The sequence below is a fragment of the Cryptosporangium phraense genome (assembly GCF_006912135.1).
Classification (GTDB): Bacteria; Actinomycetota; Actinomycetes; order Mycobacteriales; family Cryptosporangiaceae; genus Cryptosporangium; species Cryptosporangium phraense.
Genome location: NZ_VIRS01000028.1, coordinates 41,740 through 56,291, shown reverse-complemented (window position 1 = coordinate 56,291; position 14,552 = coordinate 41,740). Strand labels below are relative to the sequence as shown.

General features: G+C 71.9%; 16 protein-coding genes. 8 read left to right on the top strand and 8 right to left on the bottom strand.

The features are described from left to right. Positions 1 to 55 precede the first annotated feature (55 nt). The 3 genes from FL583_RS30565 to dxs all read left to right on the top strand — a co-directional run bounded on the left by FL583_RS30565 (position 56) and on the right by dxs (position 4,359). Positions 56 to 901 carry an ATP-binding cassette domain-containing protein gene (locus tag FL583_RS30565; RefSeq protein ID WP_142708333.1) on the top strand — a complete coding sequence of 282 codons (846 nt, stop codon included), beginning with the start codon at positions 56 to 58 and terminating at the stop codon, positions 899 to 901. Next, a complete protein-coding gene (locus FL583_RS30560; protein WP_205752595.1) occupies positions 898 to 2,163 on the top strand; it encodes a sugar ABC transporter permease in 1,266 nt (421 codons plus the stop codon). The genes FL583_RS30565 and FL583_RS30560 overlap by 4 nt, the downstream gene beginning before the upstream one ends. Before the next feature lie 300 nt (positions 2,164 to 2,463). Further along, complete coding sequence (gene dxs, locus FL583_RS30555) at positions 2,464 to 4,359, top strand: 1-deoxy-D-xylulose-5-phosphate synthase (RefSeq protein WP_205752602.1); 1,896 nt, start codon at positions 2,464 to 2,466, stop codon at positions 4,357 to 4,359. Here the strand turns inward: dxs and FL583_RS30550 are convergent. Genes FL583_RS30550 through FL583_RS30540 form a run of 3 tightly spaced genes read right to left on the bottom strand, consistent with a single transcriptional unit; the run spans position 4,356 to position 5,913 of the window. Then, complete coding sequence (locus FL583_RS30550; RefSeq protein ID WP_142708332.1) at positions 4,356 to 4,748, bottom strand: type II toxin-antitoxin system VapC family toxin; 393 nt, start codon at positions 4,746 to 4,748, stop codon at positions 4,356 to 4,358. The genes dxs and FL583_RS30550 overlap by 4 nt on opposite strands. Next, positions 4,745 to 4,978, bottom strand: coding sequence for a FitA-like ribbon-helix-helix domain-containing protein (locus FL583_RS30545; protein ID WP_142708331.1), 234 nt, complete (start codon positions 4,976 to 4,978; stop codon positions 4,745 to 4,747). Before FL583_RS30545 ends, FL583_RS30550 begins: the two co-directional genes overlap by 4 nt. A 23-nt stretch (positions 4,979 to 5,001) precedes the next feature. Further along, entirely contained in the window at positions 5,002 to 5,913 is a 912-nt protein-coding gene (locus FL583_RS30540; RefSeq protein ID WP_142708330.1) for a HEAT repeat domain-containing protein, read from the bottom strand. Positions 5,914 to 6,271: 358 nt separating this feature from the next. Here FL583_RS30540 and FL583_RS30535 point away from each other — a divergent pair, with 358 nt between their 5' ends. From FL583_RS30535 to FL583_RS30515, 5 genes are all read left to right on the top strand, one after another. Further along, positions 6,272 to 6,922, top strand: coding sequence for a slipin family protein (locus FL583_RS30535; protein WP_170323949.1), 651 nt, complete (start codon positions 6,272 to 6,274; stop codon positions 6,920 to 6,922). 54 nt (positions 6,923 to 6,976) lie between these two features. Beyond that, positions 6,977 to 7,639 carry a response regulator transcription factor gene (locus tag FL583_RS30530; RefSeq protein WP_142708328.1) on the top strand — a complete coding sequence of 221 codons (663 nt, stop codon included), beginning with the start codon at positions 6,977 to 6,979 and terminating at the stop codon, positions 7,637 to 7,639. After that, entirely contained in the window at positions 7,636 to 8,895 is a 1,260-nt protein-coding gene (locus FL583_RS30525) for a HAMP domain-containing sensor histidine kinase (RefSeq protein ID WP_142708327.1), read from the top strand. The genes FL583_RS30530 and FL583_RS30525 overlap by 4 nt, the downstream gene beginning before the upstream one ends. Before the next feature lie 183 nt (positions 8,896 to 9,078). Beyond that, complete coding sequence (gene secG, locus FL583_RS30520) at positions 9,079 to 9,321, top strand: preprotein translocase subunit SecG (RefSeq protein ID WP_142708326.1); 243 nt, start codon at positions 9,079 to 9,081, stop codon at positions 9,319 to 9,321. A 63-nt stretch (positions 9,322 to 9,384) separates the two neighbouring features. Further along, positions 9,385 to 9,726 (top strand): RNA polymerase-binding protein RbpA, encoded by a 342-nt coding sequence (locus FL583_RS30515; protein ID WP_142708325.1) that lies wholly within the window; start codon positions 9,385 to 9,387, stop codon positions 9,724 to 9,726. 100 nt (positions 9,727 to 9,826) lie between these two features. Here FL583_RS30515 and pgl read toward each other — a convergent pair whose 3' ends face one another. Genes pgl through tal form a run of 5 tightly spaced genes read right to left on the bottom strand, consistent with a single transcriptional unit; the run spans position 9,827 to position 14,537 of the window. Beyond that, the gene (pgl, locus tag FL583_RS30510) at positions 9,827 to 10,594 is read right to left on the bottom strand and encodes a 6-phosphogluconolactonase (RefSeq protein WP_142708324.1); all 768 of its coding nucleotides are present in this window, start codon (positions 10,592 to 10,594) and stop codon (positions 9,827 to 9,829) included. Next, complete coding sequence (locus FL583_RS30505; protein ID WP_142708323.1) at positions 10,591 to 11,577, bottom strand: glucose-6-phosphate dehydrogenase assembly protein OpcA; 987 nt, start codon at positions 11,575 to 11,577, stop codon at positions 10,591 to 10,593. The genes pgl and FL583_RS30505 overlap by 4 nt, the downstream gene beginning before the upstream one ends. Then, a complete protein-coding gene (gene zwf / locus FL583_RS30500; protein ID WP_142708322.1) occupies positions 11,574 to 13,289 on the bottom strand; it encodes a glucose-6-phosphate dehydrogenase in 1,716 nt (571 codons plus the stop codon). Before zwf ends, FL583_RS30505 begins: the two co-directional genes overlap by 4 nt. Next, positions 13,286 to 13,435 (bottom strand): hypothetical protein, encoded by a 150-nt coding sequence (locus tag FL583_RS40470; protein ID WP_170323948.1) that lies wholly within the window; start codon positions 13,433 to 13,435, stop codon positions 13,286 to 13,288. The genes zwf and FL583_RS40470 overlap by 4 nt, the downstream gene beginning before the upstream one ends. Continuing rightward, the gene (gene tal / locus FL583_RS30495) at positions 13,428 to 14,537 is read right to left on the bottom strand and encodes a transaldolase (protein ID WP_142708321.1); all 1,110 of its coding nucleotides are present in this window, start codon (positions 14,535 to 14,537) and stop codon (positions 13,428 to 13,430) included. The genes FL583_RS40470 and tal overlap by 8 nt, the downstream gene beginning before the upstream one ends. Between the last annotated feature and the right edge of the window lie 15 nt (positions 14,538 to 14,552).

Below are 14,552 nucleotides of genomic sequence, written 5' to 3'. Positions count from 1 at the left end.
GGTGTGCCGCCGCTCACACGCGTCCATCCCAACCCCTCGCAACGAAGAGGACCGCATGACAGCCACCACAGGGGCCGGCCGTCCTGGTACCGGCGCGCGACAGCCGGTGCTCTCGATGACGGGCATCAACAAGCGGTTCGGTGCCGTCCAGGCGCTCACCGACGTCTCCTTCTCGGTCGCCGCCGGGGAGGTGGTCGCGCTGGTCGGAGACAACGGCGCAGGCAAGTCCACCCTCGTCAAGGTGATGTCCGGAGCCGGCCCGGCCGACAGCGGCCAGATCCTCTTCCAGGGTCGCCAGGTCTCGATCCCCTCGCCGTCGGCCTCGCAGGGCCTCGGCATCGCCACGGTCTTCCAGGACCTCGCGCTCTGCGACAACCTGGACGTCGTCGGCAACCTGTTCCTCGGCAGCGAGCTCACGGTCGGCGGCGTAGCGCTCGACGAGGCCGAGATGGAGAAGCGCAGCTGGGAACTGCTGCGCACGCTCGCGGCCAAGATCCCGAGCGTCCGGATCCCGGTCGCCTCGCTCTCCGGTGGCCAGCGGCAGACCGTCGCGATCTCGCGCTCGCTGCTCGGCAACCCGAAGGTCGTCATCCTCGACGAGCCGACCGCCGCCCTCGGCGTCGCGCAGACCGCCCAGGTGCTCAACCTGGTCGAGCGGCTCCGCGACCGCGGCCTCGCGGTCATCCTGATCAGCCACAACATGGCCGACGTCCAGGCCGTCGCCGACCGGGTGGTCGTGCTGCGTCTGGGCCGCAACGCCGGCGAGTTCGACGCCCGCCAGGTCAGCACGACCGATCTGGTCGCCGCGATCACCGGTGCCAGCGACAACGTGGTGGCCGAGCGCGCCGCCCGGGAACACCGTGCGGCCCCCGGCGGCCGTTACGAAGGGACGATTCAGTGAGCACTCCGACGGAGCCGGTCGACCGGCCGGCAGAAGGTGCCGTCGCGGCGGACCTGCTCGACCCCCGGCTCATCCAGGCCCGCGGCCCGATGGGGTACGTCGGCGCGCTGTTCGCCCGGCTGCGGTCCGGCGACATCGGCTCGCTGCCGATCATCGTCGGCCTGGTCGTCATCGTCATCGTCTTCCAGAGCCTGAACGACACGTTCCTCAACGCGTTCAACCTGGTCAACCTGTGCCTGCAGATCGCCTCGCTGACGATCATCGCGCTGGGCATCACGCTGGTCCTGCTGCTCGGTGAGATCGACCTGTCGATCGGTTCGGTCAGCGGTGTCGCGGCCGCGATCGTCGCGGTCGCGAACGCCACGCACGGGGTCAACCCGTTCCTGTCGGTGATCATGGCCGTCCTGGCCGGCACCGTGATCGGGCTGATCCACGGCATCGTGTTCACCAAGATCGGCGTGCCGTCGTTCGTCATCACGCTGGCCGGTCTGCTCGGCTGGCTGGGCGTCCAGCTGGAGATCCTCGGCAAGCAGGGCACGGTCAACCTGCCGCCCACCGGCGCGCTGATCGACATCGGCCAGCAGAAGTTCCTGCCGACCTGGCTCACCTACGTCGTCGGCCTGGCGCTCGTCGTGCTGTACGTCGTGACCGCGCTGTCGGGCTCGGCCCGCCGTCGCCGGGCCGGCCTGTCCGGCCAGCCGATCTGGGTCACCGCGATCGTGGCGATCTTCCTGATCGTCATCGTGGTCGCGCTGGCGTCCAAGCTCGGGATCGACCGCGGCCTGCCGTGGATCTTCCTGTTCGCGGTCGCGCTGGTGCTGATCTTCGACTGGATCATCCGGCGGACGAAGTACGGCCGGGCGATCCTGGCCGTCGGTGGCAACATCGAGGCCGCGCGCCGGGCCGGCATCAAGGTCGACGCGATCCGGATCTCGGTGTTCATGCTGTGCTCGACGCTGGCCGCGGTCGGTGGCGTCATCGCCGCGATGCGGCTGGGCTTCGCGAACCAGCAGTCCGGCGCCGGTGACGTGCTGGTCAACTCGATCGCCGCCGCGGTCATCGGTGGCACGTCGCTGTTCGGTGGCCGCACCCGGCGCTACGCGCCGCTGCTCGGTGCGGTCGTGATCGGTTCGATCGCGAACGGTCTCGCGCTGCTGTCGCTGACGTCGTCGGTGAAGTACATCATCACCGGCGCGGTCCTCCTCGGCGCCGTCGTGATCGACGCCGCCTCCTCCCGAGGCCGCAAGTCCTCCGGCCGATAGTGCACGGCCCGCTCAGGACGGCGCTGACAGCCGCGCCACCCGACTTGAGTACGACCAGTACGCGACGTCGAGTGGCGCGGATGTCAGCCCCGCCCTGAGCGGGCTCCAGGTTCTTACCAAAAGACAAATGCGGACGCTGTGCTCACGCACAGCGTCCGCGGCGTTGGTGTGGAGATTTCGTGGGGATTCGGTCGCGCGGAAGCGCCCCGAGATGCGGCCGGGACGGCCGTGGCTAGACTCGAAATCCTGAACCAGCCAGCGCGAGGAGTTGCCGCCATCGTGTCCGACCAGGCCCATGAGCTGTTGGCCAGCGTCTCTTCTCCCGAGCAGCTGCGGGCCCTGCCCGCCGAGGCATTGCCCACGCTGGCTGCGGAGATCCGCGACTTCCTGGTCGCCAAGGTCTCGCGCACCGGCGGTCACCTGGGCCCGAACCTCGGCGCGGTCGAGCTGACGATCGCGATGCACCGGGTGTTCGACTCGCCGGCCGACAAGATCCTGTTCGACACCGGCCACCAGGCCTACGTGCACAAGCTGCTCACCGGAAGGCACGACTTCGAGAAGCTGCGCCAGCGCGGCGGGCTGTCGGGCTACCCGAGCCGGGCCGAGTCCGCGCACGACCTGGTCGAGAACTCGCACGCGTCCACCGCGCTCTCCTACGCCGACGGCCTGGCCAAGGCGTTCGCGCTGCGCGGCGAGAAGCGTCACGTGGTCGCGCTGGTCGGCGACGGGGCGCTGACCGGCGGCATGTGCTGGGAGGCGATCAACAACATCGCCGCGGGTAAGGACCGGCCGGTCGTCATCGTCGTCAACGACAACGGCCGCTCGTACGCGCCGACGATCGGCGGCCTCGCCAACCACCTCGCGACCCTGCGGCTCAACCCGGGCTACGAGCGGGTGCTCGACCTCGTCCGCGACTCGCTCTCGCGCACACCGCTCGTCGGCGCGCCGCTCTACGACGCGCTGCACGGCGTCAAACGAGGCTTGAAGGACGCGATCAGCCCGCAGGGCATGTTCGAGGACCTCGGCCTCAAGTACGTCGGGCCGGTCGACGGGCACGACCTCGGCGCGCTGGAGTCCGCGCTGCGCCGGGCGAAGTCGTTCGGCGGACCGGTGATCGTGCACGCGGTCACCCGCAAGGGTTACGGGTACGCGCCGGCCGAGGCCGACGAGGCCGACAACTTCCACGGCCCGGGCGCCTTCGACCCGGCGACCGGCAAGCCGCTGGCGGCACCGAGCCTGAAGTGGACGAAGGTCTTCTCCGAGGAGCTGGTCGCGGTCGCCGAGGAGCGGGAGGACATCGTCGGCATCACCGCGGCGATGGCGATCCCGACCGGCATCGACAAGCTGGCCCAGCGGTTCCCCGAGCGGGCCTACGACGTGGGCATCGCCGAGCAGCACGCGGTCACGTCCGCGGCCGGGCTGGCCATGGGCGGGATGCACCCGGTCGTCGGCGTCTACGCGACGTTCCTGAACCGGGCGTTCGACCAGACGCTGCTCGACGTGGCGATGCACGGGCTGCCGGTCACGTTCGTGCTCGACCGGGCCGGCATCACCGGGCCCGACGGGCCCAGCCACTACGGCATCTGGGACCTGTCGATCCTCGGCGTCGTGCCGGGGATCCGGGTGGCGGCGCCGCGGGACGCGTCGACCCTCCGCGAGGAGTTCCGGGAGGCGGTCGCGGTCTCCGACGGCCCGACCGTCGTGCGGTTCCCGACCGGCGCGGTGCCGGCCGACCTGCCCGCGGTCTCCCGCGTCGGCGGGGTCGACGTGCTGGTCGACGCCGGGAAGAAGCCGGACGTGCTGCTGGTGTCGGTCGGTGCGTTCGCCCACACCGCGGTCGAGGTGGCCGCGCGGGCGGCCGAGCACGGGATCCGGGTCACGGTCGTCGATCCGCGCTGGGTGCGTCCGGTGCCCGCGTCGCTGGTCGACCTGACCCGCGACGCGGCGCTGGTGGTGTCGCTGGAGGACGGCGTCCGCGCCGGCGGCGTCGGAACGGCGCTGGTACAGGCGATGTCGGACGCGGGTGTGTCGGTGCCGGTCCGGGATCTGGGCGTTCCGGCCGACTGGCACCCGCACGGCACGCGCGCGGAGATCCTGGCCGACCTGGGCCTGACCGCCCAGGACATCGCCCGCCAGATCACCGAATGGGCGGCCCTGAAAGCCGACCAGCCGACCGATGAATGGGCGGCCCGCTAGAGGAGTTCGACCGGACAGCGGACGCCCGGCGCTTTGGCCAGCCGGGCGTCACTGGTCACGACCGCACATTCGTAGAGCTCGGCTGCGGCCACGTAGGCGGCGTCGTAGGTGGTGAGGTTCTCGCGGAGCTCCCAGATGCGGTCGGTGAGCTGCACCGCGTCGACCTGGTCGATGACCAGTTCGGGGAGCGCCGCCGCGATCTCGGCGGCCCGCGCCGGGGCCAGGGCGCCGGCCCGCGCCTTCTTGCGGACGACCGAGAGCACCTCGACGAAGAGGTGGGTCGGCGCGGCCCACACCAGGTCGGCCGAGAGCGCCGACCGTGCCGCGTCACCCACCGGGCCGTCGTCCATCATCGCGTCGGCGAGGACGCAGGCGTCGACGACGATCATCTGTGGTCGCGTTCCTCCGCGAGCGCGGCGGCGGTCTCGCCCGGCGCGGCGCGGGTGCCGTCGGAACGCTGCGCGAACCGCTGGAGCACCGCCGCGTTGGCCGGACGGCGAGCCTGCCGGCGCAGCACCTCGAACAGGAACGCCTGGAGCGACTGCCCCTGGGCGCGGGCCTGCTCGACCAACGCGTCCCGGACGTCGTCGGGGACATCCCGAACCTGGAGAGCTGTCATGCATGCATTATGCATCAACGAGCTCAGCTCGGGGAGGCCTTTCGGAGGGCCAGGTCGGCGAAGGCGGCCGGGGGGCGGTCCCAGGGCCAGATGTCGCTCCACTCCCGCCGCCCCACCTTGCGCGTCCGCGCCTCCAGGAGCACCTGGAGCGCCCCGGGCGGCAACGAGGTGCCGTGCCGGTAGGCCAGCGCCACCGCGGCCGTCAGCTGGACGGTGAGGTGCGCTGCGCCCAGCAGCTCGACGAGCCGGGCGTCCACCTCGATGTTGCCGGTCGCGGTGCGCCCCAGATGTCCGAGGCTCAGGTTGGCGCTCGACCGGGCCAGCGCACGGGGCTCGTCGTCGGGCACCGCGATCAGCGCAGGCACCACGCCCGGCGTCCCCGGGAACCAGGCCAGCAGCTCGGCCGCACCGGCCGCGACCGCCGGGTCGGGGTCGGCGAGCCAGTTCAGGTACCGGTAGCCGTGCCGGGCCCCGGCCTCGTAGGCCGCCTGGGCCCAGTACGCGGCCACCGCGTCGGTGGCGGCCAGCTGCTGCTCGTCGGGGCGGGTCTCCTCGTCGTAGAGCCAGGTGAGCACCGTGCGCTCGGTCTCCGGCGTGACTCCCCGCGCGCCGGCGAAAGCGGCCTCGGGCGCGAACGGGAGCTCGCCGTCTTCCCGGTCGCCGACCGAGAGCGCGCGCAACAGTCCGATCAGGATCGCCCGGTCGGGGGTGTCCCGGGAGTCGATCAGCCCGGCCACGAACTGCACCACGTACCGCGTCGCCTGCCAGCGGGTGCCCTGGTGGTAGACGGTGCCGAGCAGCGCCGCGCAGGCGTTCTGCCGGACGTCGGGGTCGGGGGAGCGTAAGGAACGGAGGTGCCCCGGGACGTCGGTGGCGACTCCGTAGGCGTGGTGCAGCCGGTTCCACGGCACCGCATCGAGACCGGCGAGTGGCACCGGGGTCGATGGGGGTGGTGGTGGGGGAGTGGACAGCATGCGCACCCCGCGATCGATACCACATCGGCCTGCCCGCGGATTCAGCGCGGTCCGCATTTTCGATTGCCCGGTGTCCCTTTCGCACCTACCGTTTCTCGACGGGGGAGGCCAGTGGCGAACCGGCATCGCCGGGCTCGTCCCGCACGTCGGCACCCCCTCCAACTGGGAAAACGGGTTCGACTCCCGACTACGCGCGGGTCCGCCGCCGTCTTCGGCGGGCCGGTCCTGCGGGCTCACCGCGAGGTGGACGCCCCCACCGTCACGCCGAGGCGGCGGACCCGTGCGCACGACAGAACGACGACAGCGGAAGGAGGCGGCGATGGCGAAGGTCACCGTGATGGAGTACGAGCGCGTGGTGACGTACGTCGACGGAGTGCGGGGCGCGGTGCTGGGGCCCGGTCGGCACGGCTACCGGGCGGGCCGCACCACGCTGGTGCGGATCGACCTGCGGCCGGCGCTGCTCACCGTGCCCGGCCAGGAGCTGCTCACCGCCGACGGGCTCACGGTCAAGGTCAGCGCGCTCGTCTCGTGGCGGGTCGCCGACCCGGCCGGGTACCACGCGAGCGCCGAGCGTCCGCTGGACGTGCTCTACGCGGCCGTCCAGACCGTCCTACGCGACCGCGTGGCCGGTCTGGCGCTCGAGGCAGCCATCCGGGACCGCGGCGCGCTCGGAGACGGCCTGACGGCTCCGGTGGCCGCGGCCGCCGAGGCGGTCGGGATCGCGGTCGACTCGGTGGCGGTCAAGGACCTGATGCTCGGGGCCGAGCTGCGCCGTGCGTTCGCCGAGACCGCGCTGACGGTCGAGCGCGGACGGGCCGAGCTCGAGCGGGCCCGCTCGGAGGCGGCCGCGCTCCGCACGCTGGCCAACGCGGCCCGGCTCGTGGAGGAGCACCCGTCCCTCCTGCACCTGCGCACCCTGCAGGTGGCCGCCGACCCCGGCACGACCGTGGTGCTCAAGCCCGGTTCGTGACTTCAGGGATTACCGTCGTTGCCAGCGGTTGAACGACGGTGAGGGGCCACGGACGTGCGGGTGCTGGTGATCGAGGACGAGCGGGCGCTCGCCGACGCGGTGGCCCGGGGCCTCCGCCGCGAGGGAATGGCCGTCGACGTCGCCTACCACGGCACCGACGGCCAGGAGATGGCCACCGTCACGCGGTACGACGTCGTCGTGCTCGACCGGGACCTCCCGGGCGTGCACGGCGACGTGATCTGCACCGAGCTGGCCGCGTCGGGCTCGCTCACTCGGGTGCTGATGCTGACGGCCAGCGGCACGGTCGCCGACCGCGTCGAGGGCCTCGGCATCGGCGCCGACGACTACCTGGCCAAGCCGTTCGCGTTCGAGGAGCTGGTGGCCCGGGTGCGTGCGCTCGGCCGCCGGGCCACCCCGCCCGCGCCCCCGGTGCTGACCGTCGGCGACGTCGAGCTCGACCCGGCCCGCCGGGTGGTCAGCCGGGCCGGGCGTCCGGTGGACCTGACCCGCAAGGAGTTCGGCGTCCTCGAGGTGCTGCTGTCGGCCCGCGGCGCGGTCATCTCCAGCGAGGAGCTGCTCGAGCGCGTCTGGGACGCCAACGCCGACCCGTTCACCACCACCGTGCGGGTGACGATGATGACGCTGCGCAAGAAGCTCGGCGACCCGCCGCTGATAGAGACGGTGGTCGGGGCCGGCTACCGGGTGACGCCGAGATGACCGTGTACGGGGCCGAGAAGAAGCCCGGCCGGCTCCGGCCGACGCTCCGGCTGCGGCTGACGCTGCTCAACGGCGTCCTGCTGTTCGGGGCCGGGCTGCTGCTGCTCGTGCTGGCCTGGCTGCTGGTGCGCGACCAGCTGATGTCCACCGACCAGCTCGCCCCGGGCTCCAGCGTCACGCTGGTGGACGCGGACGGCACCACGCACACCGAGAGCGCCACCGCCTGGCAAGACAGCATGGCGTCCACCACGACGACCGAGCTGCTGGTGAAGGGCTTCCTGGCCCTGCTGGTGATCGGTATCGCCGGGATAGTGGGCGGCCACCTGCTCACCGGCCGGGCGCTGCGCCCGCTGCACCAGGTCACGGTCACCGCCCGCCGGCTCTCCACCGAGACGCTCGACCACCGGCTGCACCACACCGGACCGGACGACGAGGTCAAGGAACTCGCCGACACGTTCGACGGCATGCTCGACCGGTTGTCGGCGGCGTTCGGCAGCCAGAAGCGGTTCGTCGCGAACGCCAGCCACGAGCTGAGAACCCCGCTGGCGGTCATGCGCACCGAGATCGACGTGACGCTCGCCGACGAGGACGCCACCAACGACGACCTGCGCCGGATGGGCACGGTCGTCCGGGACGCGTCCGGGCGGGCCAACGACCTGATCGAGGCGCTGCTGCTGCTCGCCCGCACCGAGGCCCAGGCCGGTCGGCTGGCCAAGCAGGTGCCGGTCGACCTGGCCCGCGGGGTGCCGTCGACGCTGTCCGCGGTCGCGACCGAGAGCGAGCGGCTGAACCTGCAGGTCACCACCGACTTCGCGCCGGCGATCGTGGTCGGCGACCCGAGCCTGCTGGAGCGGCTGGCCGGCAACCTGGTCGAGAACGCGGTCCGCTACAACGTGACGCACGGCGAGCTGTCGGTGCGCACCGGCGGTGACGGGCGCCAGGCCTGGCTGGTCGTGGCCAACGACGGGCCCGAGCTCGACCAGCGCGAGGTGCCCGGCCTGTTCGAGCCGTTCCGCCGGGGCGGGGTCGAGCGCACGGGTACCCGCGGGGCGGGGCTGGGGCTGTCGATCGTCCGGGCGGTGGCCGGGGCCCACGGCGGGACCGTGCAGGCGGTCGCGCGTCCGGGCGGTGGCCTGGAGGTCACCGTGCTGCTGCCGGCCGCCGATCCGGCCGTGGCGGCCACGCTGACCGCCCCCGCGAAGACGGCCCCGGCCGCCGGTCGGGTTCGTGGGGTAGCACGACCTCAACCACGCTGAGCGATACTTGCTCAGCTGATCGGACGGAATTTTCCGAAATTCAGCGTCGATGGCGACCACGGCACGTTTGAACCGTCGCGGCAGTTATCCTGTGCGAGTGGTGCCGCGGCCCCAGCGCGGCGCCCCGGAGAACCGGGCCGGTGTCCGCGACCCCGCGAGAAGCGAGAGGAACCCCCACCCGCAATGACCATCGCCGTGTCGACCGTGCTCGTCCTGACGAGCTTGGCGCTTGTACTGCTCATCCTCCTCCACCGAGGAAAGGGTGGTGGGCTGTCCAGCATGTTCGGTGGCGGTGTCTCCTCGAACCTCTCCGGCTCCTCCGTCGCGGAGAAGAACCTCGACCGGATCACGATCGCTACCGGCGTGATCTGGTTCGCCTGCATCGTGACGCTCGGGTTGCTGCTGAAGACGACCGCCGGGTCCTGACGGGCGGTCCCTCCGGCAGCGACCACCCCCACCCCCTCTGGGAAGGAACGGAGCGCTGTAACCGTGGCTGGTGGAAATGCCATCCGAGGCACCCGCGTCGGCGCGGGGCCGATGGGAGAGGCGGAGCGGGGGGAGTCGGCGCCCCGGCGCCACACCCCCTTCTACTGTGCGAACGGGCACGTGACCCGCGTGTCGTTCGCCATCGAGGCGGCCGAGCCGGAGCACTGGGACTGTCCGCGGTGCGGGCTGCCCGCCGGTAAGAACCAGGAAGCACCGCCCGCTGCCCCGCGCAACGAGCCGTACAAGACGCACCTGGCCTACGTGCGTGAGCGGCGCAGCGACGCGGACGGCGAGGCGATCCTCGAAGAGGCCCTGGCCAAGGTCCGCGCCCGCCGCGGGGAGTAGCAGTCGAGTAGTGGTCGGGCGCGCGTACGTCGTCCCGCGCGCCTCAGGCGACAGGCCCCACCCTTCAGGGGGTGGGGCCTGTGTCGTGCGGTGGCGCGCGTTACGACCGGCGGAGCCGGAGCTCCGGTGGGACGTTCACCGCCGCGGCCTCGTCCACCAACCACAACGTCCGGACGCCCCCCAGCGCGCCGGCCGCCGGGATCTGGACGCGCCCGGCACCGGACAGAGCCAGCCCCACCGCCTCGGCCTTACCTTCGCCCGCGGCCAGCAGCCACACCTCGTCGGCGCTGGTGATCGTGCCGAACGTCAGCGAGACGCGGGTCGGCGGCGGCTTCGGGCAGTTGCGCACCGCGCACACCGAGCCCTCGTCGTACGCGGCCGGCGACTCCGGGAAGATCGACGCGATGTGCCCCTCCGGCCCGACGCCGAGCATCAGCACGTCGAACCGGGGGAGGTCGGCGCCGGCCCGGGCCGCCTTGGCCAGCTCGTCGGCGTACTGCTCGGCCGCGCTCTCCGGCGAGTTGCCGGTGTCGGCCGGCATCCGGTGCACCCGCGACGGGTTCACCGGCACGTGGTCGAGCAGCGCCTCGTTCGCCTGCACCTCGTTGCGCTCGCCGTCGCCCGGGGCCAGGTAGCGCTCGTCGCCCCACCAGACGTCGAGCGCGTCCCAGTCGATCGCGTCCCGGGCCGGGCTCGCGTTCAGCGCCTTCAGCGTGCCGATCCCGACCCCGCCCCCGGTGAGGACGATCGACGCGCTCCCGCGCGCCTGCTGGGCGTCCACGATCCGCACCATCAGACGCGCGGCCGCCGCGGCCGCCAGCACGTCGGCGTCTTTGTGGACGACGACGGACAGCTCGCCGACCGTCATGCCGTGGGAGCGGGGGTCGCGGTGGGCATCGGGTCCTTCCAAACGTGCGAGCGGAACGGCGACCGGTGGTTGAGACCGGTCAGCCCGGTCGCCGCCCCCAGCGCCTCGCCGTACGGCTGGTCGGGGTCGAGCCGCTTGATCTCCTCGGCCAGCTGCTCACCGAGCGACCGGCGGGCCATCGGCTGGACCCGGTCGGGTACCCCGGTGCGCCGCAGGATCGCGTGGTTGCTGTCTTGCCGGGTCACCTGGATCCGGGTCCCATCGTCTATGTCGATGTTCACCTCGGCGATCCCGCGCTTGGCCGACTCGTCCAGGACGACGTCCAAGCCGAGGCGGCTGCGCATCCAGCCGACCAGCAGGGTCGCGGTGACGTTGCGCGGAGCCGCGGTGACCGTCACCGCGGTCGGCCGCCCGGTGACCGTGTCGAACGCACCGGCCAGCAGCGTGCGCCAGGGCGTCGTCCGGGACCAGCCCAGGTCGGTGTCGCCGGGGGCGTAGTCCTCGGCCCGCGCCGTGAGCGTGCCGATCGGGTCGGCGGACTCCCGGGCGTCGGTGACCCGGCGGTCGGCGAAGACACCCAGCGGGTCGTAGGCGATCTTCTCCGGCGGCTCGCCGTGCCACCAGGTCACGACCGGTACGTCCGGCGCGAGCAGCGGCAGCGTGACCGACTCGGCGTGCAGCGCCAGCCGGCCGTACATCCGCATCACGACGGCCTCGCCGGGGCCGAGGCGGCCACCGACCGAGATCTCCGCGTCGAGCCGGGGCATCGGCGCCTCGATCTGGCGCCGGACGACGATCAGCAGCCGGCAGGGGTGGGCGGACGCGGCCACGCTGGCCGCCTCCTCCGCCGCCGGCACGTGCTTCTCGTTGGCGACCACGACGAGCGTGAGCGCGACGCCGCTGGCGACGAAGCCCGCCGCCCGCCGCGACTCCGACAGCGCCTTGACGACGTCGGTGCCGGTGGTGTCCCAGAGTGTCGTCACGGCCGCCTCCAGGTGCGTCCCTCGCGGGCGAGCATCTCGTCCGCTGCCTTCGGGCCCCACTCGCCGGCCCGGTACTTGAACGGCGCCTTGCCTTCCCAGAAGTCCTCGAGCGCGTCGATGACGACCCAGCTGGCCTCGACCTCGTCCGCGTTCGGGAACAGCGTCGAGTCGCCGACCAGCACGTCGAGGATCAACCGCTCGTAGGCCTCGGGGGAGGACTCGGTGAACGCCTCGCCGTAGAGGAAGTCCATCGCGACGTCCCGGACCTCCATCGCCGACCCGGGCACCTTCGAGCCGAACTTCAGCGTCATGCCCTCGTCCGGCTGGACCTTGATGACCAGCTGGTTCTGGCCCAGCGCCTCGGTGTCGGTATTCGCGAACGGTAGGTGCGGGGCCTTCTTGAACAGCACCGCGATCTCGGTGACCCGCCGCGGGAGCCGTTTGCCCGCCCGCACGTAGAACGGGACGCCGGCCCAGCGCCGGGTGTGGATGCCGAGCTTGATCGCCGCGTACGTCTCGGTCTTCGAGTCCTCCGGGATGTCTTTCTCCTGGAGGTACCCCGGCACCCGCTGACCGGCCAGCCAGCCCTGCTCGTACTGGCCGCGGATCGCGTCGTGCTCCATGTCGGCCGGAGGCTTCGTCGCGTGCAGCACCTTGAGCTTCTCGGTGCGGATCGCGTCCGCGGTGAAGCTCACCGGCTCCTCCATCGCGGCCAGCGCGAGGAGCTGCAGCAGGTGGTTCTGGACGACGTCCCGGGCGGTGCCGGTCTTGTCGTAGAAGCCGGCCCGGGTCCCGATGCCGACGTCTTCGGCCATCGTGATCTGCACCGAGTCGACGTAGTGGGCGTTCCAGATCGGCTCGAACAGCTGGTTGGCGAAGCGCAGCGCCAGCAGGTTCTGGACCGTCTCCTTGCCCAGGTAGTGGTCGATCCGGAACACGTTCTCGGCCGAGAACACGTCGTCGACCAGGCGGTTGAGCGCCTTGGACGACTCCACGTCGTGCCCGAACGGCTTCTCCACGACGACGCGGCGCCAGCCGCCGTCGGTCGTGGTGTCGGCCATCTTCGTCCGCTCGATCTGGTTGAGCACGACCGGGAACAGCGACGGCGGGATCGACAGGTAGAACGCGGCGTTGCCGAGGATGCCGTGCTCGTCGTGCAGTTCCTTGAGCGTGGTCGAGAGGTGGTCGAACGCCTCGTCGTCGTCGAAGGAGCCGGCGACGAACTTGATGTTCTCCGACAGCCGCTCCCAGGCGTCCTCGCGCCACTGGGTGCGGGCGCCGCTCTTGGCCCACTCACGGCAGACGTCCTCGAACTCGCCGTCGCCCCAGTCGCGCCGGGCGAACCCGAGCACCACGAAGCCGGGCGGCAGCAGATCCCGGTTGGCGAGGTCGTAGATCGCCGGGATGAGCTTCTTGCGGGACAGGTCGCCGGTGACGCCGAAGATCACCAGGGCGCACGGCTCCGGGACCCGCGGCAGGCGCCGGTCGGCCGGGTCGCGCAGCGGGTTGGCCGCGCGTCCACCCGGGGTCGCCGTGAGCTGGCCCGGCGGGATCGCCGGGGCCGGCGAGGTCTTGGTGTCCAGGGCCGGGCTACCGGCCGATGGAGTGCCGGCGGGCGGGCTGCCCGCCTCGGCAGAAGTCTCGGGAGCCTCCGGCGGAGCGGAGGTCGCTGTGTCGGTCGCCTTGGGAGCGCCCGTGGCCGGTTTGGTCATCGCACCGCCTCGATGAGCTGGGCCAGGCCGACGGCCCGGTCGGTGAGCGCGCAAGTAAGGGTCGTCACCGCACCGGCGGCGCCGAAGGCGCCGCCGGAAACGGAGACGAGAGGCCCGCCGGTGGCGGGCCCTCTGTGATCAGGCATCGACCTTGGTGAGTTGCTTCTTGACCGACTCGAGCAGCTCGGTCCACGACTGCTCGAACTTCTCGACGCCTTCGCGCTCGAGCTGGTCGACGACGTCGTCGTAGTCGACGCCGATGCCGGCCAGCGCGTCGAGCACGGCCTGCGCGTCGGCGTAGTACGGGGTGATCGTGTCGCCGCGAACCACGCCGTGGTCGTCGACGGCCTTGAGCGTGGCCTCGGGCATCGTGTTCACGGTGCCCGGGGCGACCAGCTCGACGACGTACTGGGTGTCGTCGTAGGCCGGGTCCTTGACGCCGGTCGACGCCCACAGCGGCCGCTGCGGCTTGGCGCCGGCGTCGGCCAGGGCCTTCCACCGCGGCGTCGAGAAGACCTGCTCGTAGTCGCGGTAGGCCAGCCGCGCGTTCGCGATCGCGGCCTTCCCGCGCAGCGCCTTGGCCTCGTCCGAGCCGAGCTTGTCGAGGCGCTTGTCGATCTCGCTGTCGACGCGCGACACGAAGAACGACGCCACCGAGGCGAGCTTGGTCAGGTCGTGGCCGTTCTCCTTGGCCTGCTCGACGCCGGCGACGAACGCCTCCATGACCTCGCCGTACCGCTCGAGGCTGAAGATCAGCGTGACGTTGACGCTGATGCCCTCGGCCAGCGCCGCGGTGATCGCCGGCAGGCCGGCCTTCGTGGCCGGGATCTTGATCAGCACGTTCGGCCGGTCGACGAGCCACCAGAGGGCCTTGGCCTCGGCGATCGTCGCGGTGGTGTCGTTGGCCAGGCGCGGGTCGACCTCGAGCGAGACCCGGCCGTCGACGCCGTCGCTGCGGTCGTAGACCGGGCGCAGCAGGTCGGCGCCGTCGCGGATGTCGGTGGCCGTGACCATCCGGATGGCCTCGTCGACCGAGACCTTGCGGGCCTTGAGGTCGGTGAGGGTCTCGGCGTAGGTGTCGATGTCCTCGAGCGCCTTCGCGAAGATCGTCGGGTTGCTCGTGACCCCGACGACGTGCTTCTCGGCCACCAGCTGCGCGAGGTTACCGCTGTTCAGGCGCTGGCGGGAGATGTCGTCGAGCCACACTGCCACGCCGGCGGCGGACAGTTCGGCGAGTGCGTCGGACATGTGGACGTCCTTCCT